The organism is Candidatus Nitrosopumilus sp. SW (assembly GCF_006740685.1).
GTDB lineage: Archaea > Thermoproteota > Nitrososphaeria > Nitrososphaerales > Nitrosopumilaceae > Nitrosopumilus.
The window spans coordinates 660636-686671 of sequence record NZ_CP035425.1 but is presented as its reverse complement, the minus strand read 5'-3'; the positions used below and the strand labels follow the sequence as shown (position 1 = coordinate 686671).

Annotated in this window: 27 protein-coding genes; 22 read left to right on the top strand and 5 right to left on the bottom strand. The window is 28.9% G+C overall.

Going from position 1 to position 26036, the window contains the following annotated elements; translation table 11 throughout:
- Nucleotides 1-5 precede the first annotated feature (5 nt).
- Entirely contained in the window at nucleotides 6-929 is a 924-nt protein-coding gene (locus Nisw_RS04265; protein ID WP_141976802.1) for an SDR family oxidoreductase, read from the bottom strand.
- A gap of 45 nt (nucleotides 930-974) precedes the next feature.
- The gene (locus Nisw_RS04260; RefSeq protein ID WP_141976800.1) at nucleotides 975-1652 is read right to left on the bottom strand and encodes a class I SAM-dependent methyltransferase; all 678 of its coding nucleotides are present in this window, start codon (nucleotides 1650-1652) and stop codon (nucleotides 975-977) included.
- Between the two features lie 56 nt (nucleotides 1653-1708).
- On the opposite strand from Nisw_RS04260, the gene Nisw_RS04255 reads away from it, so the two are divergent.
- Genes Nisw_RS04255 through Nisw_RS04225 form a run of 8 tightly spaced genes read left to right on the top strand, consistent with a single transcriptional unit; the run spans nucleotide 1709 to nucleotide 9672 of the window.
- Nucleotides 1709-2704, top strand: a complete 996-nt coding sequence (locus Nisw_RS04255) for a class I SAM-dependent methyltransferase (RefSeq protein ID WP_141976798.1) — start codon at nucleotides 1709-1711, stop codon at nucleotides 2702-2704.
- A gap of 36 nt (nucleotides 2705-2740) precedes the next feature.
- Nucleotides 2741-2893: a hypothetical protein gene (locus Nisw_RS09140; protein ID WP_185736672.1), complete on the top strand. Its 153-nt coding sequence runs from the start codon at nucleotides 2741-2743 to the stop codon at nucleotides 2891-2893.
- Between the two features lie 45 nt (nucleotides 2894-2938).
- A complete protein-coding gene (locus Nisw_RS04250) occupies nucleotides 2939-3133 on the top strand; it encodes a hypothetical protein (protein ID WP_141976796.1) in 195 nt (64 codons plus the stop codon).
- Nucleotides 3134-3163: 30 nt separating this feature from the next.
- Nucleotides 3164-4267, top strand: a complete 1104-nt coding sequence (locus Nisw_RS04245) for a 6-hydroxymethylpterin diphosphokinase MptE-like protein (RefSeq protein ID WP_255430854.1) — start codon at nucleotides 3164-3166, stop codon at nucleotides 4265-4267.
- A gap of 60 nt (nucleotides 4268-4327) precedes the next feature.
- Entirely contained in the window at nucleotides 4328-5974 is a 1647-nt protein-coding gene (locus Nisw_RS04240) for a B12-binding domain-containing radical SAM protein (RefSeq protein ID WP_141976794.1), read from the top strand.
- A 13-nt stretch (nucleotides 5975-5987) separates the two neighbouring features.
- The gene (locus Nisw_RS04235) at nucleotides 5988-7313 is read left to right on the top strand and encodes an aminotransferase class III-fold pyridoxal phosphate-dependent enzyme (RefSeq protein WP_255430853.1); all 1326 of its coding nucleotides are present in this window, start codon (nucleotides 5988-5990) and stop codon (nucleotides 7311-7313) included.
- Between the two features lie 40 nt (nucleotides 7314-7353).
- Nucleotides 7354-8403: an N-acetylneuraminate synthase family protein gene (locus Nisw_RS04230; RefSeq protein WP_185736671.1), complete on the top strand. Its 1050-nt coding sequence runs from the start codon at nucleotides 7354-7356 to the stop codon at nucleotides 8401-8403.
- 39 nt (nucleotides 8404-8442) lie between these two features.
- A complete protein-coding gene (locus tag Nisw_RS04225; protein WP_141976790.1) occupies nucleotides 8443-9672 on the top strand; it encodes a class I SAM-dependent methyltransferase in 1230 nt (409 codons plus the stop codon).
- Here Nisw_RS04225 and Nisw_RS04220 read toward each other — a convergent pair.
- On the bottom strand, nucleotides 9669-10667 hold the full coding sequence (locus tag Nisw_RS04220; RefSeq protein WP_141976788.1) for a Gfo/Idh/MocA family protein: 999 nt from the start codon (nucleotides 10665-10667) through the stop codon (nucleotides 9669-9671). The genes Nisw_RS04225 and Nisw_RS04220 overlap by 4 nt on opposite strands.
- Before the next feature lie 53 nt (nucleotides 10668-10720).
- Nucleotides 10721-11113, bottom strand: a complete 393-nt coding sequence (locus Nisw_RS04215; protein WP_141976786.1) for a WxcM-like domain-containing protein — start codon at nucleotides 11111-11113, stop codon at nucleotides 10721-10723.
- 133 nt (nucleotides 11114-11246) lie between these two features.
- On the opposite strand from Nisw_RS04215, the gene Nisw_RS04210 reads away from it, so the two are divergent.
- The 12 genes from Nisw_RS04210 to Nisw_RS04155 all read left to right on the top strand — a co-directional run bounded on the left by Nisw_RS04210 (nucleotide 11247) and on the right by Nisw_RS04155 (nucleotide 23033).
- Complete coding sequence (locus Nisw_RS04210) at nucleotides 11247-12056, top strand: TIM barrel protein (RefSeq protein WP_185736670.1); 810 nt, start codon at nucleotides 11247-11249, stop codon at nucleotides 12054-12056.
- On the top strand, nucleotides 12053-13027 hold the full coding sequence (locus Nisw_RS04205; protein WP_141976782.1) for a GDP-mannose 4,6-dehydratase: 975 nt from the start codon (nucleotides 12053-12055) through the stop codon (nucleotides 13025-13027). The genes Nisw_RS04210 and Nisw_RS04205 overlap by 4 nt, the downstream gene beginning before the upstream one ends.
- Before the next feature lie 46 nt (nucleotides 13028-13073).
- Nucleotides 13074-13844 carry a cytidylyltransferase domain-containing protein gene (locus Nisw_RS04200; protein WP_141976780.1) on the top strand — a complete coding sequence of 257 codons (771 nt, stop codon included), beginning with the start codon at nucleotides 13074-13076 and terminating at the stop codon, nucleotides 13842-13844.
- 1 nt (nucleotide 13845) lies between these two features.
- Nucleotides 13846-14859, top strand: coding sequence for a Gfo/Idh/MocA family oxidoreductase (locus Nisw_RS04195; protein ID WP_141976778.1), 1014 nt, complete (start codon nucleotides 13846-13848; stop codon nucleotides 14857-14859).
- Between the two features lie 88 nt (nucleotides 14860-14947).
- On the top strand, nucleotides 14948-15715 hold the full coding sequence (rfbF, locus tag Nisw_RS04190; protein ID WP_141976776.1) for a glucose-1-phosphate cytidylyltransferase: 768 nt from the start codon (nucleotides 14948-14950) through the stop codon (nucleotides 15713-15715).
- Nucleotides 15715-16770, top strand: a complete 1056-nt coding sequence (gene rfbG, locus Nisw_RS04185) for a CDP-glucose 4,6-dehydratase (protein ID WP_141976774.1) — start codon at nucleotides 15715-15717, stop codon at nucleotides 16768-16770. Before rfbF ends, rfbG begins: the two co-directional genes overlap by 1 nt.
- A gap of 5 nt (nucleotides 16771-16775) precedes the next feature.
- A complete protein-coding gene (locus Nisw_RS04180; protein WP_141976772.1) occupies nucleotides 16776-18005 on the top strand; it encodes a class I SAM-dependent methyltransferase in 1230 nt (409 codons plus the stop codon).
- Nucleotides 18002-18553, top strand: a complete 552-nt coding sequence (gene rfbC / locus Nisw_RS04175; RefSeq protein WP_141976770.1) for a dTDP-4-dehydrorhamnose 3,5-epimerase — start codon at nucleotides 18002-18004, stop codon at nucleotides 18551-18553. The genes Nisw_RS04180 and rfbC overlap by 4 nt, the downstream gene beginning before the upstream one ends.
- Nucleotides 18546-19277: a cephalosporin hydroxylase family protein gene (locus tag Nisw_RS04170; RefSeq protein WP_141976768.1), complete on the top strand. Its 732-nt coding sequence runs from the start codon at nucleotides 18546-18548 to the stop codon at nucleotides 19275-19277. The genes rfbC and Nisw_RS04170 overlap by 8 nt, the downstream gene beginning before the upstream one ends.
- Before the next feature lie 34 nt (nucleotides 19278-19311).
- A complete protein-coding gene (locus Nisw_RS04165) occupies nucleotides 19312-20190 on the top strand; it encodes an SDR family oxidoreductase (protein WP_141976766.1) in 879 nt (292 codons plus the stop codon).
- 1 nt (nucleotide 20191) lies between these two features.
- On the top strand, nucleotides 20192-21124 hold the full coding sequence (locus Nisw_RS04160; RefSeq protein ID WP_141976764.1) for a glycosyltransferase family 2 protein: 933 nt from the start codon (nucleotides 20192-20194) through the stop codon (nucleotides 21122-21124).
- A gap of 7 nt (nucleotides 21125-21131) precedes the next feature.
- Nucleotides 21132-23033, top strand: a complete 1902-nt coding sequence (locus Nisw_RS04155; RefSeq protein WP_141976762.1) for a hypothetical protein — start codon at nucleotides 21132-21134, stop codon at nucleotides 23031-23033.
- On the opposite strand, the gene Nisw_RS04150 is transcribed toward Nisw_RS04155, so the two are convergent.
- The gene (locus Nisw_RS04150) at nucleotides 23034-24056 is read right to left on the bottom strand and encodes an SIS domain-containing protein (RefSeq protein WP_255430852.1); all 1023 of its coding nucleotides are present in this window, start codon (nucleotides 24054-24056) and stop codon (nucleotides 23034-23036) included. It lies immediately after the preceding gene.
- 246 nt (nucleotides 24057-24302) lie between these two features.
- Here Nisw_RS04150 and mtnA point away from each other — a divergent pair, with 246 nt between their 5' ends.
- Together mtnA and Nisw_RS04140 are read left to right on the top strand one after the other, a co-directional pair.
- Nucleotides 24303-25358: an S-methyl-5-thioribose-1-phosphate isomerase gene (gene mtnA / locus Nisw_RS04145; RefSeq protein WP_141976760.1), complete on the top strand. Its 1056-nt coding sequence runs from the start codon at nucleotides 24303-24305 to the stop codon at nucleotides 25356-25358.
- 39 nt (nucleotides 25359-25397) lie between these two features.
- On the top strand, nucleotides 25398-26036 hold the full coding sequence (locus Nisw_RS04140; RefSeq protein ID WP_141976758.1) for a PqqD family peptide modification chaperone: 639 nt from the start codon (nucleotides 25398-25400) through the stop codon (nucleotides 26034-26036).

Below are 26036 nucleotides of genomic sequence, written 5' to 3'. Positions count from 1 at the left end.
TATTTTTAAAAATCTTGTTCAATGTTATTTTTTAATTTATTAAATGATTCATCAAGATCTAAAAATGTAAAACCTGTTTCTTTTTGAATTTTTTTTGAGTCTAAACACTTGTTGTTTCCTGTTGTTACATCTCTTCCCAATTCTTTATTTGAAACAGGATGAATAAGGTTTTCATTCAAACTCAAATGTTTTGCCATTTTTATACTAAAATCAAATCTAGAGATTTGAATAGATGGTGCAGAATGAAATAATCCTTGATGTCCTTCACGAATTAAATGAATAATAGATTTTGCCAAATCATCAGCTAATATTGGTGAGCTAATTTCATCAGTAATAATATTTACACTCTCTTCATTCATTAATTTTTGTATAAGCCACTGAGCAAAATTTTTGTCTTTCATTGAACTTGATGGAATATTTGACAAATAACTTGGGAGCCAACCATAAAGTACACTAGCTCTAACGACTAGATTATTTGGATTTTTCAAAATAATTTTTTCACTATCTAATTTTGTTTTTCCATAATAATTAATTGGTTCAGGTTTATCATTTTCTAGATATGGTGACTTTTTTGTACCATCAAATACAGAATCCGATGATATGTAAATTACCTTGCAATTCAATTGTTCACATATTTCAAAAATGTTTTTTACTGCATCAACATTAACTTTTTTTGCTTCTTTACTATGAGATTCACAATAATCTACATTAGTTAAAGCAGAGGTAATTACTACATAATCCGGATTAATGGAATTTAGTGCTTTTTTTACTTTATTTTCTTCGAGTATGTTTATTTTTTGAGCACTCGCAAAAGTAAATTGAGGATTACGTTCATTATAACTTCCATAGATTTCAAATTTATTTTTTGCCAATATGGAAATTCTGTAACCAACTAAGCCACCCATACCAAAAATAAATAATTTTTTCATCTTACTCTTCAAACAGACATAAAATTTTATTATTTTTTAAGAATTTCATTCTTTAAGAATTATCCCCAAACTATTATTATTAAAATATCTGATATATCTAAAATCTTTTCTGTCTTTAAAATAATCAGATATTGCTTTACTCACATCTTCTTCAAAGATATCATGAAAAACTATTGTTCCTCCAGAATTTACTAGCGGCTCATATTTTTCTAATTCATTTAATGTGTGTTCATATGTATGAGAAGTATCTATATACAAAAAATCAATATTTTGTTTCCATTCGAGGCTGATATCGTCAGATTCAATGAAGGTCCAAAACTTTTTCAATTCTTTGTTATTTTCTAAAAAATACTTTAACTCAGGCCATGTTTCAATATCTATACTATGCACATGTCCCCCATATTGACTTGCAGCATATAGCAAAGGCAATGTTGTATTTCCTGTTCTACATCCTAATTCTAAAACAACTTTTGGTTTTTTTAATGTACAAAGGAGATACAGTGTAGGTAAGTGTTGCCATGTATCACTATACGATATCATTCTTTCCTCAACTGGATTTTTAGGTGAAAAACATGTCTTTGCAATTTTATATTCATTTAGTGTCATATATGGACCGATACCTAAAATTGCCGAGAAAAATGCTGTTTTAGGATGTCTAAAAGCAAATTTCAGTGCTTTTATTATGTATCTTTTTTCTAATGGAATTTTCTCAAATTGAACCATTTCTATTTTTGAAATTTACATTTATAATTAAATAAACCCTTGTAGAACTAAACCTTATGCAACGATCCAGATTGGATGAAATTTATTCACTTTCTAGCAAGCTTACTTGCAAAGAAATGTGGGATTCTATGCCTGGCTCTGCAGACGCAAATCGAAAATTAGTTTTAGAGCTGAATAAATACATTGATCCATTTACTGGTAAAGCCCAATCTGAATATACTATTTTCAGAAAAAAATGCCCTTTATGTGATTCTGAAAATTTTGAGTTTTTGTTTCTTAAACATGGTTTTGATCACATGTTATGTAATTCTTGTAATCTTATTTTTACTCTTCAAATTTTAGATAATGACAAACTTGGACATTTAGAAGAAGGTGGTGAAGGAGATCAATACGGTGAGTATAAAGAAAACATTCAAGTCAATGAAATGGATAGAAAGAAATTCGAAATAGTTTTTGAATCTTTATCCAAACATTCTGAAATTAAAAGAATTTTTGACTTTGGAAGTCAATCAGGAACATTTCTAGATTGGGCAAGTGAAAAATATGATTGTGTTGGGCATGAATATCATACCCCCCTAAGAAAACTTGCAGAAAAAAAAGGCCATAAAGTATTAGATGATAATTTAGAATCGATAAAACTTGAAGGTGAATTTGATCTTATAACATGTTGGGATTACATTGATCATGTTTTAGAGCCACGAAAAGTGATTGACAATCTCAGTAAATATCTAAAAAAAGGTGGACTTTTTTTCTTCGCAATTAATAATCGTGATTGTTTATCAGCTAGAATAATGCATGGCAGCTCACCTATTTTCATAGGCCCTCATCATACAATGCACTATGGAATTGAACAACTGAAAAGATTAATGATTGGTTATGAACCATTAGAAAGCGAATCTTACGTATCAGAATTAAACTGGATTTCAAACTGGCTAAATTTTCAAAATCCGGAATTTGGAAACGCCAAACTAATGTTTGAATTATTTGATCCAAAGAAAATCTGTGAATTAGGAATGGGTATAAAATTAAACGCAATATTTAGAAAACTCTAAATCAATCTTTAAATATAAAAATACAATTTTCTTATTGTGAAAGCAAATTTTTCTATTAAAGATGATGATTCAATTAAAAAAGATTTAGAAATTGAAAACGCTACTTCATCATATGAAGATAAATTAGAATCACTTCCCAAAGGATGGAATTTGTGGTCTATCCGTTCTTCAAAAAACCTTCACAATTAATTTAGTAAAATAATTTTATATAGAAATAATACATGTTATTTTTAGTTGAAAGCTAATTTTAAAATTGAAAAAAACAATGACTCGGAAAATAAAATAAACCAACCTGATGACTCTTCATCAAATAAAGAAATTACCGAAGAAGAATTTGAAGATTTTATTGTAAAAGCAGGTGCTGCAGGCTCTTTCATGGTATTCAGATCCTCTAAAAAAGACGATGAATTAGGATTTGATGAGCTTTGATTTCGTTTTGTTAATTATGCGTGGTTTTCTATGTCAAAAAATAATGAATTCTCAATAAATGAATCTACATTACTCAAATTGCTTGAAGAAAAAAAGAATTCTGGATTTGAGAATAAAAGCTGGGATGAATGGCTTGGATGGGTTTTTGGCTCAAAATCAAAAACTGATTCGCAACAAATCATGGAAAAAGTTGTCTATGATTTCTTTCATAAAAATGACTTTGATGAATGGATTGGAAATTTTGCATTAAATCTAAATGATATTTGGAATGAACCTTCTGCACGTGATTTAGATCCTACTAATGATGAATCTTATGACATGACAAATCATTCTGCAATTGTTATCGGTAAAGGTCCATCATTAAAAAAGAACAATCATTTACAAAAATTAATTGAAAGTAATTATTCTGGAACAATTATTTGTACAGATGGTGCATTAATTAATGTCTTAAAATCTGGTGTAACCCCTGATCTGTTTCCTAATTTTTTCGTTGTTACAATTGAACCTTATAAAATTCAAGCTACATTATATGATGATCCAATTATTGAAAAATTTGGTACTAAAATTAAAGGAATATTTTCAACATTAACACATCCAGATGCAGTTTCTAAAGCTAGAAAAAATGGAATTAAAATTCATTGGTTGCATACATTATTTGATTATAATGAAGGAAAAAAATCAATTAATAATATTACCTCATTAATGGTTAGAACTAAAAAAAACAAAGGCTTACCTGCTATTCAAACTGGTGGTAATGTTGGTACTTCTTGTTGGTTTGTTGGTTGGAAAATTCTTGGATGTTCAACAATTTCATTGATTGGTATGAATCATGGGTGGGAAGAAGATGATCCAATTGAAACAATTATGTCTCATGGTCAGATGTTTGAAGCTCCAAAAATCGACAAACAAAGTGAACTTTTTAAAAAATTATTTCCTAAAGTTCATAATCCTGAATTTAATTCAACATGTATCTTAGACCCTATTTTCCAATATTACAGTTCTGCACTTAAGGAATTCATTTCCCGTGCACCTTCTGAGATTAGAACAATTAACGCAACAGAGGGTGGTTCTTTATTTGGTGAAAAAATTCATTGTATGCCATTCACAGATTTTTTAAAAAATTTTGATCAATAATATAAAAAAATTTTAAATTCTACAAATGTATTTAACTAAAGACTTCTAATCTTATTTCAAATGAATGTTCTTCTAATTCATCCAGAAATTCGTTTAGATGATAAACCATTTGATTTTCCTTTCTGGGCTGGAATTTTTGCATCAATTGTTGAACAAAAAGGTGGACAAGTAGCAATACTAGATCTTAATGCATTAAGAATGAATAATGGTGGAAATTATCTTTCTTCTAATTTTATAAAAAAAGAACTTCTCTTGGCTGATTGGGATCTGATTGGCATTGGAGGATTGACAACAATGTATAGTAGATTAAAACAATTAATTCCATTTATACGAAAAATTTGTCCTAATTCTACCATAATTACTGGTGGTGGTTGGGCTACTTACAATCCAGATGAAATTTTAAAGTTAGTTCCAGATATTGATATGATTTGCATTGGTGAAGGTGAAGAAACATTTTCAGAGGTTTATGATCAAATTAAAAATGGAACTCGAGATTTTGAAAATGTCAAAGGATTATGTTTAAGAGATAAAAATGAAATCAAATTTACTGAGCCAAGAGCATTAATTCCTAATTTAGATGTAGTTCCTTACCCAAATTATGATTTATTTGAAATGGATATTTATTTTCGATATTCATCATATCCTTATTCAAAAGAAGCTTTTAATTCTAAAAAGAGAGCTACTGCAGTTTGGGAAAGAGGTTGTCCGAGAGGATGCACATTTTGTTCTCATAATGGAATGTCTCGTATTGATTTACAAAATATCTATGGAAAAGGTGATCGAATTGAAGGTGAAAAAATTGTTAGAATCACTGATAAAGCAAACGATACTTTCCAACTACCAGCAAGATGGCCTTCCCCAAAATATGCTGTAGATAATGTTAAACTCCTTAAAGAAAAATTTGACATTGATTTTCTTAGTATTTTAGATGAAAATATGACTAGCAATAGAAAATGGACTCAAGAATTCTGTGATTTGTACATTAAAGAAGGTTTAGCAGAATCTGTTAAATGGGGAACTCTTGGTGATGCTCCAAGTGTAGCAACTAATCCTGATCTACTAAAAACTATGAAAGATGCTGGATGTAGTTATATTTCATTTGGGTTTGAATCTGCTTCAAACAAAGTTTTGAAAGTTGATATTCAAAAAGGTCAAACACAAATGCATCTCCAAAAAACAATTGATGAAATTAAAAAAATAAACTTACGACCTCTTACAACTTTTATGATAGGAAATCCTCATGAAGACATAAACGATTTATTAGAAACAGTAACTTTTTGGATTAAAAATAATATTGAAGTAGATCCCTTCATTTGCACTCCTTATGTTGGAAGTCCTATCTATTTTAACAACAAAGATTTTGTTTTACAACAATACGATGAGAGATTGAAATTTGCTCAAAATAATCCCTCAATAGAAAAATCTACTATCGATGAATGGAAATTCAATGCATTAGATAAATTTATGAAAGAATGTGGTGATGCAACATTGTATACTGCCACAATTAGTAAATATTTCACAATTCCTGAATTAATTGCACTTAAACGCTTTATGTATAAACATGATACTCGAAGAATGTTACAAATGGCTCATCAGAGATATGAGCAAACCGGTCTTGAACAATGGAATCATGATGAACAATGGAATAAAATTTGTCCAGTTTGTATTGCAAAGGATGAAGTATCCCTAAAAATTTCTTCAAATTAATAAGGTGTCTTTTTTGACTGATGAAAAAATAAATCTGAATATTTCTGCTCAATACAAGAAACGTGCTGAAAAAGTGATTCCGCATTTAACCGGTACATTTAGTCGAGCTGCAACTTCATTCATAGAGAATGTTTATCCCCTATACATACAATCTGGAAATGGTTCTCACTTTACAGATGTTGATGGAAATGAATATCTGGACTATTTGATGGCTTTAGGACCAATTACCTTGGGTTATAACTATGGTATTGTAAACCAAGCAATAAAAGATCAATTAGATAAAGGAATTTTATTTTCATTACCTCATACAATTGAGGTTGAATTATCAGAATTAGTTTGTAAGACTATTCCATTTGCTGACATGGTAAAATTTGAAAAATCAGGTTCTAATGCTGTTACTGCAGCAGTTAGAGCTGCAAGAGCATTTACACAAAAAGATATGATTGCATATTGTGGAACTGGCGGCGTCTGGCATGATTGGCAAGCTGCAATGGTTAGCAGAGATGGAGGTGTTCCTAAATTTAATGAAGACTTGATCAAAATTTTTGATTATAATGATTCAGATGGATTAGAACAGATATTTGATGATAATCCAAATAAAATTGCAGCAATAGTGTTAGAACCTACACAATTTGAAGAACCTAAAAATAATTTTTTGCAAAAAGTAAGAAAACTAGCAGATCAAAATGATTCATTATTAATTTTAGATGAAATAGTTACTGGTTTTAGATTTGATTTGGCTGGTGCACAGAAATACTTTGGAATTAAAGGTGATTTAGTATGCTTTGGAAAAGGAATGTCAAATGGATTGCCTCTTTCTGCAGTCACAGGTACGTCTGAATTTATGAAAACTTTTGATGACTTGTGGGTTTCTTCTACAAATAATAGTGAAACATTGTCTATGGCTGGAACAAAAGCAGTGATCAATGAAATGAAAGAAAAAAACACCATTCAACATTGCTGGAAAATTGGAAAAATTTTGTTTGATGGTTGGAATAAAATTTCTGAAAAAAATAATATTAATGCAAAAATGACAGGTTATCCAATACGTATGGATCTTAGATGTTTTAATAATTCTGGTAGTGAATCTTTATCTATGAAGTCTTTTATTTTACAAGAAATGGTTAAACAAAATGTTTTCATGTCTATTTTAGGTGCATCATACATTTGTTATTCTCATTCAGAACAAGATGTTGAAAAAACACTTCAATCCTTTGAAAATGTATGTGACATAATTAACACAAAAATTGAAAATGATGACTATCAAAAACATATGGATGGTTCTTTGCCTAAAACAATTTGGTCAATGAAACTACCTTCAATCAAAAAACATAATTAAACAAAAAATTCTTAAAAATTAAGTGATCATAGGGAGAAAATTGAGTCATCAAAGTGAAATTAATATTGAAAATAAAATAATTGGTGCTGATTATCCATGTTATATTATTGCAGAAATAGGTGTGAATCATAATGGTGATTTAACTCTTGCAAAAAAGTTAATTGATGTGGCAGTTGATGCAGGAGCGAATGCAGTAAAATTTCAAAAAAGAAATCTTCAAAGTTTGTATAGAAAAGAAGCATTAGAAAATCCAAATATTGAAAGTCAGGGATTTGAAATTTTACTTGCTGAACTTAAAGAAGTGGAATTAAGCAAAGAAGATTATTTTGATATTGTAAATTATTGTAAAGAAAAAAAAATTACATTTTTGTGTACTCCCTGGGATATTCCTAGCGTAGATTTTTTAGAACAAATTAACACACCCGCATACAAAATTGCATCTGGTGACATGACTAATTTTCCTCTTATCAAATATATTTCAAAAACACGAAAACCCATGATCATATCTACAGGTATGTCCAAAATAGAAGAAATTGAAAAAATGGTTAATTTTGTCAAAAAACTAGAAATTCCATTTATTTTGCTTCATGCAAATAGTACATATCCATCTCCTATAGAATCTTTGAATGTAAGTTTAATTCCAGAATATGCAAAAAAATTCAATGTTCCAATAGGCTTCAGTGATCACGAAATAGGAATTATAGGTAGTCTAACTGCTGCAAATATTGGTGCTGTAGTTATAGAAAGACATATCACACTTGATAAAAAAATGAAAGGATTAGATCATTCATCTTCATTAGAACCAAATGAATTCAAAGAATTAGTAACTATGATTAGGTTATCTGAAAAAGCTAAAGGTAAACCAATAAAAAAAATGACTCGAGCAGAAGTTCTTCAGAGAGAGGTGGTATCTAAGAGTATTGTCTGTATGTCTGATATTGATGAGGGGGAAATTTTTTCAGAAGAAAATATTGAGGTAAAAGGACCTGAAAAAGGCTTATCTGCACAATATTTTTTCGACATAATTGGGAAAAAATCCCCTAGAAAAATCCAGATTGGAGAATATTTGTTGGAAGATGATATGAAATGAATGAAAAAAGATTAGGAAGTACAAAAAAAGTGTAAAGATATGAAAAAAACTAATTGTCGAATGTGTAAAAGTAGTAATATTCAAAAATTTTTAGATTTAGGTTTTTCTGCTCTTGCTGATAATTTTCTAACTCTTAAACAATTAGAAGAATCTGAAACATTTTTTCCATTAACAGTAAATACCTGCCAAAACTGTGGTTTGTGCCAACTTGGTTATGTAGTTCCTCCCGAGCTTATGTTTAATCAGGATTATCCTTATGATTCATCTACCACCAAAACCGGTAGAGATCATTTTACAAAAATGGGCATTGAAATTTGTGAAAAATTTGAATTAGAGCAAAATTCACTAATTATAGATGTAGGGAGTAATGCTGGAGTCCTTTTAGATGCATTCAAATCAAAAAAAATGAGAGTTTTAGGAATCGAACCATCTTCCAAATTAGCAAATATTGCAATCAAAAAAGGGATAGATAGTATCATAGATTTCTTTTCAGGAAAATTGATAAAAAAAATTCTTAATGAATATGGTAAAGTTTCTGTTATTACTGGTACCAATGTTTTTGCTCATATTGATGATCTTGATGATTTTATGAAAACTGCTGATTCACTTTTAGTTGAAGATGGATTAATTGTGATTGAAGCACCATATTTAGTAAATTTATTAGAAAATTTAGAATATGATACAATCTATCATGAACATCTTTCATATCTTTCAGTAAAACCCATGATAAAATTTTGTCAAAAATTTGACTTTGAAATTTTTGATATTGAAGAACAATCTATTCATGGTGGTACTTTGAGATATTTTATTGGTAGAAAAAATAAAAGAAAGATTACAAATAATGTTTCTAATTACCTAGAACTTGAAACTAAAAAGGAAATTTACTCAAGAAAAAGACTTGAAAATTTTGCAAATTCAGTAAAACATCATCGCAAAATACTGATGGAATTATTACATGATCTTAAAAAAGATGGGAAAAAAATTGTTGCAATTAGCGCACCAGCTAAAGGAAATACACTCTTGAATTATTGTAAAATAGATTCTGAAATTTTATCTTATGTTACTGAGAGAAATCCTCTCAAAATAGGTACATTTACTCCAGGAATGCATATTCCTGTATATTCTGATGAAAAATTATTGGAGGATCAACCTGATTATGCTTTGATCTTAGCCTGGAATTTTTCAGATGAGATTATAAAAAATAATTCTAATTTTCAAGAAAATGGAGGTAAATTTATCATTCCTACACCCGAACCAAAAATTGTTTAACTTTTTATTTTCATAAATGAATTTCTTGCTGACGCTTTTCTAATTACATCCATTATTAATGCCTGATCAAGAATATCCTTTTCAAAATTATCTGTGATTACATTCTTTTGTATTGTAGTACAGAAATGTTCAATTGCTAACTGAAATTGATTTGCTGGAGGAATTGTAATTTTTTTAATTTTGTCATTTTGGAATAAATTAATTACTGTTTTCATATTTTTTGTAACATTAAATGCCCGTTCAGATTTTATGATTCCCTTTGTTCCCCATATCTCATATGTAGATTGAAAATAATTATCGTAACCAAATGATAATAATCCAGTTTTATTATTTGGAAAAGTTAACAATATGTTACCTCTAATATCGATTTTTGATTTTTTATCAATATCTAAATTACAGCATACTGATACTGGAATATCTTTAAAGATAAAGATACATGCTGAAATTAAATAACATCCAACATCATTTAATGAGCCCCCTCCAAGTTTTTTATTAAATCTAAAATTTTTTGTGATATGTGAAAAATTAAATCCATATTTTGCAGAAATAGTATGAATATCACCAATAGTATTTTTTGCAATAAGTTCTAAAATTTTTTTATGTTGAGGATGAAATTTAAAAATAAAATTTTCCATAATTCTAACATTATTCTTTTTACATTCAGCTATGACTTTTTTAGCAGAATTATGTGATAAAACTGCTGATTTTTCGCATAGTACATGTTTTCCTGATTTGGCCGCTTTTATTGCCCACTTTTCATGCAAATTCATTGGTAATGAAATGTATACTGCATCAACATTATCATTTTTTAATACATCTTCATAATTCCCAAATTCTGAACAAGAAAATTTTTTTGCAAATTTTCTAGCTTTTGTAATTGATCTACTACCAATCATTTTCAATGTTGAATTTTTTCCATCAATAATTGCTGGAATGGCTGATTTCATTGCAATAGATGAGCATCCAATAACTCCGAATCGTATTTTAGAATTCATTTTACTTTCATAATCCGTTATGAATTATTACTATATCAATTGAATCAATTTGATTAAATCTTAAATGAATTGATATCTTCAATTCTAAACGTATCTTCTTCGTAACCAGAACCTTTTCTACTTTTAGATGTAAAGATCAAACATTCAGAATCTTCAAGTGCTTCAATAGAATGGTACATGTATGGTGGAAAGAAAACCATGTCCATCTTATTCAATTCTTTTGTTTCTACCTCTGAATTATTGTCTTGAAGATTTTTTATGGTAACTTTGATTTTTCCATTTTGTACAAGTGTGTATTGTTTTTGCTCTTTGTGAAAATGCTTTCCTCTAATTGAACCTTTTTTACTAATTAAAAATCCTATATGGTGCACAGTTTCATCCGTTAAAAAGTCCCAAATTGAACCCCGTTCATCTTCAAAAGCTGGTTTAATTTTTATAATTTCCATGTTTATTTGCCTGATTTATCCTCATAAAAATTTTTTACGCTATTTTAACTATGTATTTCTGAACATTAGTTATTTTTTTGATAACATTCAATAAAATGTAGTTTAAAGTATTTTTGTTAAAATGATTCTAGGCATGAAAGTTCGTAAACATGATGTTATGGATATGTTAAAATTCGATCCAAAAATATTGGAATTTCATTTTTCTGATAGTGATTTAGAACTTGAATTGGATTCAAATTTTGATCAACAATTAATCGTACATTGTTATGAATATTTTAATAGAAAAATTGTTGATTTGGTTGCTTTAGAGGAAACAAACCAAATTCATTCAAAAGAAACTAGTATTCAGTTAGTTCAAAAAGCGATTGACAAAACAATTCAGTTAGGGGAAAATTTTAAAGGTAAACCAAGCATTATTGTACATCCTGGTGGGTATTCTCTTGAAAATCTTTCCACAGATAATATTCAAAAAATGAAAAATATGGTTGTTGATTCAGTTAAGCAATTAGAAATCTCTGGAGTAAATTTCCTACTTGAAAATATGCCTCCATATGGATGGTTTTATGGAGGTAGATGGAATAGTAATATCTTTTTAGAGTCTGAAGATTTAATAAAATATTGTACTGAAACAAACCTTAACGTTTGTTTCGATTTATGCCATTCTCAATTATATTGTAATAAAGTGGGTTTATCTTTAATAGATGAATTAAACAAAATTAAGGATTTTGCAATGCATTATCATCTTTCAGATGCTGAGGGACCTGAAGGTGAAGGATTACAATTTGGTGAAGGTGATTTACCATTTGATAAAGTAATTCCTATACTGAATAAACTTGAGAATAGAAGTTTTGCTATAGAAGTGTGGAAAGGACATGAACAAGGTGGAAAAGGGTTCAGATACTTTTTAGATAAGCTAATTGAAAATGGATTGTTAGTACAATGAAATCTGCACTTATTTTAGGAGTAACAGGACAAGATGGAAGTTATTTAGCAGATTTTTTACTTAAAAAAGGCTATAATGTATATGGAAGTTTTCGTCGAACTAGTCATCGCTTGTTTGAACGATTAGAATATTTTGATATTTTAGATAAAATCAATCTTGTTAAATTAGATTTGACAGATCCAATATCCATCAATAAAGTAATTAAAGAAACTCAACCTGATGAATTGTATAATCTTGCTGCACAATCCTTTGTTGGAATTTCATTTGATCAACCTATTCTTACAACAAATGTAAATGCTACTGGTGCGTTGAGTGTTTTTGAAACTGTTAAAGAATCAAGTAATCATACTAAGATATATCAAGCATCATCTAGTGAAATGTTTGGAAATTCTAATGAAATAAAAAATGAATTTTCAAGGATGAATCCTGCTAGTCCTTATGGTGTTTCCAAAGTCTTTGCTCATAAAACTGCGCAACACTATAGAGAAGCATATGGTCTTTTTGCTACTTGTGGAATTTTATTCAATCATGAGAGTCCATTAAGAGGATTAGAATTTGTTACAAGAAAGATTACACATAACATTGCTCGAATCAAATTAGGGTATGACAAAAAATTATTTTTAGGCAATATTGATGCTAAAAGAGATTGGGGTTTTGCAGGTGATTATGTCAAAGCTATGTGGCAAATGTTACAACAAGATAAATCATCTGATTATGTAGTTGCTACAGGAGAATCTCATTCTGTAAAAGATTTTTTAGACTATGCCTTTGATTATTCTGGCTTAGGTGATTGGAAAGACTTTGTTGAGATTGATAAAAAATATTTCAGACCTCAGGATATTGATGATTTGGTTGGAGATGCAACTAAAGCTGAAAAAGAATTAGGCTGGAAACCATCTATAACTTTTAAAAAACTAATCGAAATGATGGTTGATAGTGACATCAAACTAATTAATGAACATGTGTTTTGAGGTTTTTAAGAATAATTTTTTTATTAACTATTTATGATGATTAATAATGAATTACGGTATATTTTTGTTAGTTAGATTAGATAGTTCTCGATTACCCAAAAAAGCTATGAAATTAATTGACAACCAACCAATCATCCAATATCTATTGAATCGTCTTCAAAAATCTACAAAAACACAAAATCTAGTTGTTTGTACTACTGAAAAAAAAAGTGATGATCCTTTAGTATCATTCTTAGATGAAAAAAATATCAAATATTTTAGAGGTAGTGAACACGATATTTTAATACGTTTACGAGATGCTGCAATTTTTTTTGAAACTGATTTTGCTGTGGTTGTAGATGGTGATGATATTTACACTGATCCTCATTTTGTAGATAAGGTGATTGAAGAATTTGAAAAAACAAATGCTGATTTTATCACTGATACTGGATTTCCACATGGATTCATTCCTGTTGGTGTTGCTAGAGATGCATTAGAAAAAATTTGTAGAATAAAAATCTCTAAAAATACTGAAACTGGTTATAGAGAATTTTTTACCAAAACTAATATTTTTAATTGTCGATATCTTCAACCTGACAAAAATTTGGTTTTTAATAAAAAACTTCGTTTGACTCTTGACTATGAGGAAGATTATGAATTAGCCAAAAGAATTTTTGGTTATTTGGGAAACGATTTTCATTTAAATGATATTCTGATTTTATTTGAGAAACATCCAGATTTAATAAAAATTATTGATGGAGTTGATGAAAGATGGAAAAAAAATTTTGGAGCCAAAATGACTGATTTGACATTAAAACAAACAGGAGTGCAAAAATAATTTGAAAATCCTAATCGTTGGTCTTGGTTCTATGGGAAAACGAAGAATCAGAAATTTAAAAAAATTAGGTAATTTTGGCATATTAGGCTATGATCCACAGAAAATTAGACGTGATGAATCTTTTAAAAAATACAAAATTGAAACTTTTGATAATATTGATCATGCTATTTCTCAACATCCAAATGCCATAATAATTTCAACACCACCCGATTTACATTTGAAATATGCATTGTTAGCAATAAAAAATAATATTGATTTTTTTATGGAATTGAATCACTCATCATCTCATGTCAAACAAATTATCAAAAAAATTAAAGGAAAAAAAATTATTGCTGCACCATCATGTACAATGCGATATCACCCAATAGTTTCTGAATTAGAAAAACTTTTGAAAAAGAAAAAAATTGGAAAAATATTTGAAATTCATCACTATAATGGTCAAAATTTAAAATCTTGGCACCCTTGGGAAAATTACAAAAATTTCTTTGTTTCTAAAAAAGAAACTGGTGGTGCAAAAGAACTCGTTCCATTTGAATTAAATTGGTTGTTTTATCTTTTTTCTAAAATAATCTCTGTGTCATCTAGTGTACAAAAAGTTTCTAATTTGGATGTTGATATTGATGATATCTATCAAATTCATGCAAATTTTAAAAATGGAATTATTGGAAATTTTATTTTCGATGTGATATCAGAACCAAGTTTTCGTGAAACAAGATTAATAGGTGAAAAAGGTGTAATTTTGTGTGATTTCAAGAAAGGAACTATTCAAGTTAATACTGGAAAAAAATGGAACATAAAGAAATTAGATACGGGTAAAGTAGCTTCTGGTTATCTAGGAAATACTCCTCCTGAAAATATATATGAAAAAGAAATGAAAAATTTTTTGTTAGCTGTTAAACGAAAACAGAAATATCCATTTAGTTTGGAACAAGATCTTCAAATTCTTAATGTTTTAGATGCAATTGAATTAAGTAGCAAAAAAGGCAAAAAAGTAGTAATTACTGAAAAAAATTGATTTATACCTGTATCTATTTTTAAATTCTTGATAAATTATTAAATTTAATAAATGAATTAATACATAAAGAATTACAAAAGTGTATTCTATGAAAGTAGTAATTTTAGCTGGAGGTTTGGGAACAAGAATAAGTGAAGAAACTCACTTAAAACCAAAACCCATGATCGAAATTGGAGGGAAACCAATTCTATGGCATATAATGAAAATGTATTCGTCATATGGACTGAATGATTTCGTAATTTGTTGTGGTTATAAAGGATACATGGTAAAAGAATATTTTGCCAATTATTTTTTGCATACCTCTGATGTTACTTTTGATATGAAAAATAATAAAATGGAGGTACATCGTAAATCAGCAGAACCTTGGTTAGTAACTCTAGTTGATACTGGTCTAGAAACTATGACAGGAGGCCGTCTAAAAAGAGTAAAAGATTTTGTAAATAACGAAACATTCTGTTTCACTTATGGTGATGGAGTAAGTGATATTGATCTCTCAAAATTAATTGATTTTCATAATAATTCTAAAACCTCTGCAACTGTGACCGCTGTACAACCACCAGGACGATTTGGAACTTTAGATATTAGCGGAAATAAAATTACTAATTTTAAAGAAAAACCTGCTGGGGATGGAAATTGGATTAATGGGGGATTTTTTGTTTTAGAACCTAAAATTTTTGATTATATTGATGATGATCTAACCATTTGGGAAAGACAACCTTTAGAGAAACTAGCAGAAGAAGGACAATTATCTGCGTATAGACATAATACATTTTGGCAACCACTTGATACCTTACGTGATAAAACTCATCTGGAAAATTTATGGAATTCCGGAAAAGCTCCTTGGAAGAATTGGTAATGAATAAAGAATTTTGGAAAGAAAAAACTGTTCTTTTAACAGGACATACAGGATTCAAGGGTAGCTGGTTAACATTATGGCTAAAAAAAATGGGTGCAAAAATAACTGGATTTTCAAATGATATTCCAACAACCCCTAGCTTATTTGAATTAGCTGATGTTAAAAATGGAATAAATTCTATTGAAGGCGATATAAGAAATTTTGACGAAGTTAGTAATGTCATAAAAAAAACAAATCCTGAGATCATTTTTCATATGGCAGCACAGTCTCTAGTTAGAATGTCATATACAAATCCAAGAGAAACGTATGAAACTAATGTGATGGGAACTGTAAATTTGTTCGATGCACTACGAGAGAATAAAAAAACCCGATTAATCATTAATGTTACCAGTGACAAATGTTATGACAACAAAGAATTTGATAGAGGCTATACAGAAGAAGATGCTTTAGGAGGGTATGATCCATATAGCAGTAGTAAAGGATGTTCAGAACTAGTTACAACAGCATTTAGGAATTCCTTTTTTCAATCAGATAATCATAAAATCGCTTTGGCATCAGTTAGAGCAGGTAATGTAATTGGTGGAGGTGATTGGGCAAAAGATCGATTAATTCCCGATCTAATGCAATCACTTCTCAATAACAAGGAAGTAAAAATTCGTAATCTTCATGCTGTTAGACCGTGGCAACATGTTTTTGAACCTTTAAGTGGATATCTTTTACTTGCTGAAAAAATGTGGTTGGATGGTCCTAGGTTTGCACAAGCTTGGAATTTTGGCCCAAATGAACAAGGAAAAAAAGTTTCTTGGATAATAGATAAAATCTCAGAAATATATGGAAAAAAATGTAAGATATCTTTAGAAAAATCTGAGAATCCTCATGAGGCAAAGACTCTGAAATTAGATTGTACCAAATCACAAACAATTCTAGGTTGGAAACCAAAAATTGACATAGAAAAAATGCTTCAATTGACTGTAGATTGGTATAAAGAATACAAAAAACAAAGTGACATGAAACAAATTTCAGAAAAACAAATAGATGATTTTGATTCGATGTAATTATTATGGAAAAAAAATGTAGATTTTGTAATGAATATTTGGAAGTAACCTTTGCAGATCTTGGTACATCCCCACTCTCAAATTCTTTTTTAAAGAAATCTAGATTAACTGAGAAAGAACCAATATTTCCTTTACATGCATATGTATGCAAAAATTGTTTTTTAGTACAATTAGAGGAATTTAACAGTCCAGATAAAATTTTTAGTGATTATGCATATTTCTCATCTTATTCAGAAACTTGGATGAAACATGCACTAGAATATGTTGAGCAAATTACAGATAGATTTGAACTTGATGAGAATAGTTTTGTTATAGAAATTGCAAGTAATGATGGCTATTTACTTCAAAATTTTAAAAATAAAAATATTCCTTGTATGGGAATAGAACCTGCAGAAAATATTGCAAATATAGCAAAACAAAAAGGTATTCAAACTATGGTAAAATTCTTTGATATAGATGTTGCAAAAGAATTATCTGCCAAAAATCAAAAAGCTGATCTTTTACTTGGGAATAATGTTTTAGCTCATGTTCCAAATATTAATAATTTTGTTGAAGGAATGAAAATCTTACTTAAACCAAATGGAATTATTACTATGGAATTTCCACACTTAATGCAATTAATAGATAAAAACCAATTTGATACCATTTATCATGAACACTTTTCATATATTTCACTTTATACTGCAGTCAAAATTTTTGAGAAACACAATTTGAAAATATTTGATGTTGATGAATTAAATACACATGGTGGGTCCTTAAGAATTTATGCCACCCATATTGAAAATTCAAACCATATTATCAATAATAATGTAAAAAAACTTTTGGACAAAGAAATAGAATTTGGCATCACAAAAATTTCTACCTATACAAATTTTCAAAAAAAAATTGAAAAAATAAAAAAACAATTATTAGATTTTGTATCTTCTGTAAAGAATAGAAACAAAAAAATTGTTTGTTATGGTGCTGCTGCAAAAGGTAATACTATGTTAAATTATTGTAAAATAGGATTAGATTATATTGATTATGTAGTTGATCGTAGTCCCTACAAACAAGGATTATACCTACCAGGTACACATATTTTAATAAAATCTCCTGATGAAATTCAAAAAACTAAACCTGACTATGTAATAATTTTGCCTTGGAATTTACAAGAAGAGGTTGTCAAACAAATGGATTTTATCAAAGAATGGGGAGGAAGATTTGTGGTTCCTATACCGGAGGTAAAAATACTTTGATTTTTACAGAAACAAAACTTAAAGGATCATTTATCGTAGAACTCGAAAAATTTCAAGATGAACGTGGTTTTTTTGCACGAATTTGGGACAAAAACCTTTTTGAAGAAAAAGGATTAAACCCAAACATTTCTCAAGGAAGCATTTCATTTAATCTGAAAAAAGGAACTTTTCGTGGAATGCATTATCAAATCCCTCCTTATGATGAGGATAAATTAATTAGATGTAGTAAAGGCAAAATTTTTGATATCATAGTTGACATTAGACCTTCCTCTTCAACTTATAAACAATGGGAGGGATTTGATCTTTCATCTGAGAATAATAAAATGTTGTATATACCAAAAGGCTTTGCACATGGATTTCAAACTTTAGTCGATAATACTGAAGTGACTTATCAAATCTCTCAAGATTATATGCCTGACTATTCACGTGGATTCAAATGGAATGATCCTTCTTTTAAGATAAAACTTCCTTTAGAAATTTCAATTATATCAAAGAAAGACTTATCGTACAAGTTTTTTACTGAAAAAAAGGTGAATGAAAATGGATAATTCTATTTTTGAAAAAAGAAATAAGAAAAAAATCCTTCAGATGAAAGAAGATACATCACTTGATGCTCTTTCAAAAAAATGGATTTCTGATAGTTATCAATATGAATATTCTTATCATTTTAAATGGCTTGGATTGCCCATAATTCAATATCCTCAAGATATTATTGCATTGCAAGAAATCATCTGGAAACTCAAACCTGATCTTATTATTGAGACTGGAGTTGCTAGAGGAGGCTCAGTAACTTTTCTTGCTTCAATGTTAGAAATAATTGGAAAAGGCGAAATCATTGGAATTGATATAAAAATTCATCAACAAAATAAGAAAGCAATAGAAAAACATCCAATGTTCAAAAGAATAACGTTGATTGAAGGATCATCTATAAATAAAAAAACCATCAATAAAATAAACCAATTATCAAAAAACAAAAAATGTATTATGGTTATACTTGATTCTAATCATACTCACAAACACGTTTTGTCTGAATTAAAAGCATATTCTCAGCTAATTACTAAAGGAAGTTATTTGATAGTTTTTGATACATTAATTGAATTCTTGCCAAATAATTTCTTCAAAAATCGCCCTTGGACAAAAACTAAAAACCCAAAATCTGCAATTCGTGAGTTTTTAAAAACAACAAATCGCTTTAAAATTGATAAAAATATCACTAATAAGTTACTAATCACTGCTGCCCCTGATGGATATCTTAAATGTGTTAAGAAATAGATTTAACAAAAAACCTATACCATAAACAATTGATATGATTCTTATAATTGGAGGAAGTGGATTTCTTGGATATTACTTACATCATAATTTTATCAAAAATGGACAAAAAGTAAATTCAACTTATTTTAAACATAGAATTAATGAAGAATATTTTCATTATCTTGATGTAACTGATAAAAAAAATATTCATACCATAATTCAAAAAATCAAACCTGATGTAATCATTTATGCATCAGCCATTACAAATGTAGACTTGTGTGAAACAGATAAAAATTTGGCCAAAGCAATCAATGTAACTGGATTAAAATTTACTATAGATGCAGCTGCCTCTTTTCATAGTAAAATTATCTACATTTCAACATCTGCAGTATTTGATGGTTCAAAAAAATCTTATTCTGAAGCAGAAAAAACCAATCCAATCTCATCATACGGTTTGACAAAATCTATGGGTGAAGAATTAGTTCTAAATTCCAATTTACCCTACTTGATAATTCGAACTGATCAACCCTATTCATGGAAAAAAAACTGGCACCATACAAATTCTGTTCTTAGAGTAATTGAACACCTGAATTCTAATGAAGAACATTTAGAGATTTCTGATTGGTACAATACTCCTACATATGTTCCGGACTTTGTGGCTTGTACACAAAAATTAGTAAATGATGACCATACTGGAATTTTTCACCTTGTTGGCTCCGATTTTAAAAATAGATTTGATTTTGCTCTTATTGTGGCAGATATTTTTGGACTTGATAAAAATAAAATTAAAGCCATAAATTCTTCAGTTCTAAAGTTACCTGCTAAAAGAGTAAACGTGAAACTTGAAAATAAAAAAGCATTTGAGAAAACAGGAATGGCAATGTCTAATTCAATTGATGGTTTAAAGAAAATGAGGAAAATCCAACCTGTTTAAAATGCAAAGTAAAATTTCAAAAATTAGTATTGGATTGCCTGTGTATAATGGAGAAAGATTTCTAAGATCTAAGCTAAAGTCTATTCTTAATCAATCTCATAGGCATTTTGAATTAATTATTTCTGATAACGGTTCTACGGATAACACTGAATCAATTTGCAAAGAATTTGTTCAAAAAGATGACAGAATTAAATATTTTCGTCACTCTCAGAATAATGGCATAACCTGGAATTTCAATTTTGTTTTAGAGAAAGCTAATTATGAATACTTCATGTGGACAGCAGTTGATGATTTTATTTTCCCACAATTTATTGAAAAAAACCTAAAAACCCTTGAAAAAAATACTAATTGTGTTGCAAGTATATGTAAAATAGAACCATATGTACCAAAAGACAAAGAATCTCAAATAAACAAAGATGATTTACAATATTCTCAACTGATGAAAAAAATAAGAAATTTTTTTAGACCTAGAGAAATAATATCTATTACTGGTAATTTTAACACTAAAACACGTCTATACCTCAAAAAATGTTCATGTCAATCTATTTACAGTATATTTAAAACAGACATTTTAAGAAACAGTCTTGTCAGGGATTCATTTCTTGGAAATGACTGGGCAATTTTTCTAAATGTGTTAAAATTTGGTGATCTGTATGTAAATGACGAGATCTTGATGCATGAATATGAACAAGGAGCAAGTGGAAAAGGAATTATTGCAATATCAAAACAATATAATCTAGGTAAAACTGGTATTATTTTTCCATGGTTTCCATTAACACGGTGGTGTCTAAAAAACCTAGGATTAACATCATTTTTGAAAAATTTTGATTATTTCTTACAATTACAAATTGAAGGATTTGTTTCATTACTAATTGATTTTTTTCATTTCAAATCAAACAGAAATAAACTAAATTCTAATATGTCTGGGATTTGATATTTTTATGAGTACTAATCTTGTATTGCTATTTGAAAGATTTCACATAAATGATGAATTACTTGAAAATCTCAATGATCCAAATTCCGTTATTTTTGCTTTGGATTATTATTCTCATAAACAACTTGATGATATGGAAATTAAGCATGAAATTCTAGATTCATATCTAACTACATCTGATTTATCTCAACTCAATAAAACCATTTTGAATATTTCAACTACTTGGTACACAGATCCTACTATTGAAAAGGAATTATTATTTGAAAACATAAATCTTGGTTGGCTACTTGAACAAGAATTATACCCATCATTAATTCAAACAATGATCATATTTTTTTCGTTAATTAAAATTCATAAAAAATTAAACCCTAATTCCATTTTAGTTTCAAATTCTATATCAAAACTAGTTTTGACAATATTTTCAAATTCTATCATTTCAATAATTGAAGATGAAAAATCTGAAAAAGAGTATTGGAATTTTGATGTCTTTCCCATAAAATATAATCTTGGACCAATTCCTATTACATTACGTTTACCAAGAAAAGCATTTTTTAAAATTAGAAAACTTTATGAACAATTTTTTATTCCATTTTTTAACAATATTTTTTCAAAATTTGATAAAAAAAATGATTCTGTATTATTAGTAGATTTTAATCCTTCTTTGTATGATGTGTTTTTTAAAAAAATATCCTCTCAAAAAAGAAATATTTTCTTATTAAATAGAAAACGTGCTGCAGTATGGAATTTTAATTCTTTTAAAATTGTAAAAAATAATGAATGCATTCTTGGTTCTTATGAACAATATCTTAAAAAAACAGATCATGAATTCATCCAAAACGAATCTGTGTTAATAAATAAAAAATTAGAAAAATTATTTTCCAATGATCAATTGTTCTCAAAAATTTTTTCTATAGATGGAATTTCATTTTGGAACTATTTTTCTCAATATTTTAAAAATTTCTGTAAGGATCGATTTTCTGAAGCAATTTATGAAATAATATCTTCAAAAAAATTCCTTTCAAAAATTAAACCTTTACTAATAATTCATTTTTATGAAGTTGCATTACAAGAAAAAATTCTGATCTATCATGCCCGAAAACAAAATATTTTATCTATGGTTCTTCAACATGGAACTCCACATGTATCCTTTCCAAATTTTTCTGAAATGAATTCGATTCATGGAACTATTCCTATCTATAATGACAAAAAAATTGCAGTATGGGGACCAATTATGGAAAAATATGCTATAGAACATGGGATACAAAAAAATAACATAATAGTTTCTGGAAGCCCTCGACATGATTCATATTTTAATCTCAAAAAACAAAAATCTGATGATGATGGATTAATTCTTGTGGTTCTGGGACAACTAGATAAAAAAAATGCTGGCAGTCAGTTAACCAATACCTATATTCAATATGAAGAAGCAATAAAAGTAATTTGTAAAACCCTAAAAAAAATAACTGATAGAAAAAAAATCATAAAATTACATCCAGGTGATATGAAATGGAAATCGGTAATGGTTGAACCACTTATTAACAAATATGACCCTGAAGTTCAAATTATGGTTGATGCAAACCTTCCAAGACTAATTCAATCCTCTTCTGTCGTTATTTCAGTTGGTTTAACAACTGTTCTTTTAGAAGCAAATATTTTCAATAAACCAACTATGACAATTTTATCAGATCCGCAAGAACGTCTGAGTGCTTCAAGCTCTGGAAATACTATGTTTTTTAATTCTAATGAACAAGAAAAATTTGAAAAAACATTACATCAAATTCTTTATGTTCGTGAAACATCTGAACATTTCATAAATAAAGGAAATGAATTTGTGAAACAATATCTTGCAAATCATGGCACTGCATCTGAATTCCTTGCGAATTCAATTGATAAATTAATTTTAGATTGATTAATTCTGCTTTTCTAATCTTTCCTTAATAAAATCTATAGATTTGACCGGTGAAGGATCAATTTTATTCAAAACTGCTAGGTATATTGAAGCATAATCTAAAAGATAAATTAAATTTACTAATTTTGTTAATATGCTTCCGTTAATTGATTTGATTTCTTTGTATTCTATATTGCGTTTTTTAAAAAATTCTTTTAAAATAATCCATCTTTCTTTAGTTTTGATATGATCATTTTGACCTTCAATCAAAATAGGTTGAATACTTGACTTTCTTTCCCATGAAACAATGCCATTATGACAAGCTTCAATCACATCTTCTGTCATAACATGTAATTTTGTATTTTCTTGAAGTGAATTCTTAAATCTAATTGTAGCTGATTCTAGTCCAAAAGGATAGTAAATTATGGGAACATTGTCAATCCATTTTGCTAAATTAAGTGCTGGATTTTTTTCTGTCAAATTTCTTGAATTAATTTTCTTTTGCATTTTCTTCATTTCTGCAATTGATTCTAGAATATCTTCTTGTTTAATTTCAAGAGTAGAATGTAAAACTTTCAAAATAGAATATAAAAATGAAGTAAATGAAGCTCTTGGAGAATGATTTTGTGGAATTCTCCTATGTTCTATTTTATTTTTTTTACAATATTCTTCCATTTCTCCTCCGGAAGAAAAAGCAATAATTTTACTCCCAAGATTGAAAGCAGAATCTAATACTGAAATAGTTTCTTTTGTATTTCCTGAAACACTTATAGTAATTACAAGCGAATTAGGATCAACAGTTTTTGGTAAGTGATATCCTTTAACAACATTTACGTGAATTTTAGTTTTAGATAAAATAGCTGCAAACAAGTCTCCTATAGCTCCTGAACCTCCCATTCCAGCAAAAACAATATGATTAATCTTATCAAAATTTATGGGATTTTGTTCAGATTCAAATGATTTTAATGCAATTTCTGGCCACTTGTCATAAACTTCATACATTTTTAGAGAATCATATTTTTCTAGTGTAGAATGTTTTAGCATTACATAAATTGATAAAATGATCAATAATAAAATGTCTATCTTCTATAACATTTCTCTTATTTTATCTAAACCAAACTTTGGTGAGAATCCAACATTGTATACTTTTGCTAAAAGTCAACCTACAAGATATTTCCTATACAATCTGTCCTCCAGTAACTAAAACTTTCATAAATTATGAAAGAAAATGGGCTATATTTTATGATTAATTACAATTGGTTTTTAAAAAGCCTATTTTTGAGATTATACATGACTGAAGATGTAATGGATTCCTCTCTCAGAACTGTAGAATGGAGAGATAACAAAGTAGTGATGATTGATCAGACAAAATTACCAAATCAACTCGTGTTTGTAGAATATGATGATTTTAATCAAGTTGCTAATGCTATCAAAACTTTGATCGTTAGGGGTGCACCAGCTATTGGGGTCTCAGGTGCATTTGGTTTGGCATTAGCAGTATTACAAAGTAAAGCAACCACAAAAGATGAACTTATTTCTGATCTAGACAAAGCAAGAAATATTCTATTTGCAACCAGACCTACTGCAGTAAATCTTGGCTGGGGATTGGAAAAAATAATGAATGTTGCAAAAACCGGAGATTCTGTTGAACAAATACGTGAATTAGTAATTTCTGAAGCAAAAAAAATGGCAGATGAAGATATCGAAATAAACAAAACTATGGGAAAAAATGGTTCTGTCCTTTTTGATGATAATGATACCATAATGACTCATTGTAATGCTGGTGCTTTGGCAACTGTTGCATATGGAACTGCATTAGGTGTAATCAGAGCTACAAGGGAGAGCGGAAAAAATGTCAAAGTAATCGCAACTGAAACCAGACCCATACAACAAGGATCAAGATTAACTGCATTTGAGTTAAAACATGATGGTTTTGATGTACGTCTAGTTCCTGATACTGCAGTAGGTTATTCTATGGCAAATGGTTTGGTAAACAAAGTCGTAGTTGGAGCAGATAGAATTGTAAAAACAGGTCATGTCTTTAACAAAATTGGAACCTATCAAGTAGCCACAATGGCCAAACAACATGGTATTCCATTTTATGTTGCAGCACCATTATCCACAATTGATCTAGAAACAAAGGCTGAAGATGTAATTATTGAAATGCGTAAAGGTTCTGAAGTAACTGGAATTGGTGATAAAAAAACTGCTCCTGATGATATAGGAGTGATAAATCCTGCATTCGATATGACTCCTCCCGAACTAATTTCTGGAATAATTACTGAAAAAGGCGTGGCTACAGCACCCTATGAAGAGTCTATTCCAAAATTATTTGCAGCTAATTAATAGAAAGTTTTTATTGTTTTTCAAATTGTTTCTAAAAATATGAGTACAATTTCTCCACAAACAATTGAAGATTCATTAAAACAGTGTATGGATCCTGAAGTCCCTCTAAACATTGTTGAGATGGGGTTAATCTATGGAATTGATGTGGCAGAAAATAATGATGTAAATATCAAAATGACAATGACTACTCAGGGTTGCCCCCTTCATGAAACTCTAGTTTCTGATGCAACAAGATTTGTGAAAAAAGTTCCTGGTGTAAATAATGTCAATATTGACATTGTATGGGATCCTCCTTGGTCAATGGATAAAATGTCTGAAGAGGCAAAAATCAAAATCAAAAACATGGGCGCTGGAATGAACACTCCCGCTCCAATTAATTATGAAACTGCATTACCTCAAGGTGTTGGAAAACTAGTTCAACAAGAAGATGGCTCTATGGTATTGGCAAATGAACATGATCAAGGTTTCATGGTTAATCAAGCAATTGTTGATTTCTGGAAATCTTGTAATGGACAACGTAAAGTTACAGACTTGGTTGAAATTTTTGCACAACAAACAGGACTACAAAGAAATCAAGTTGAAAAAGAAGTTATGCAATTACTACAACAATTACGTGATGGTGGATTAATTGCAATTGCAGGTCAACCTGACACACCAAACGTTGAATTTAAAAAATAA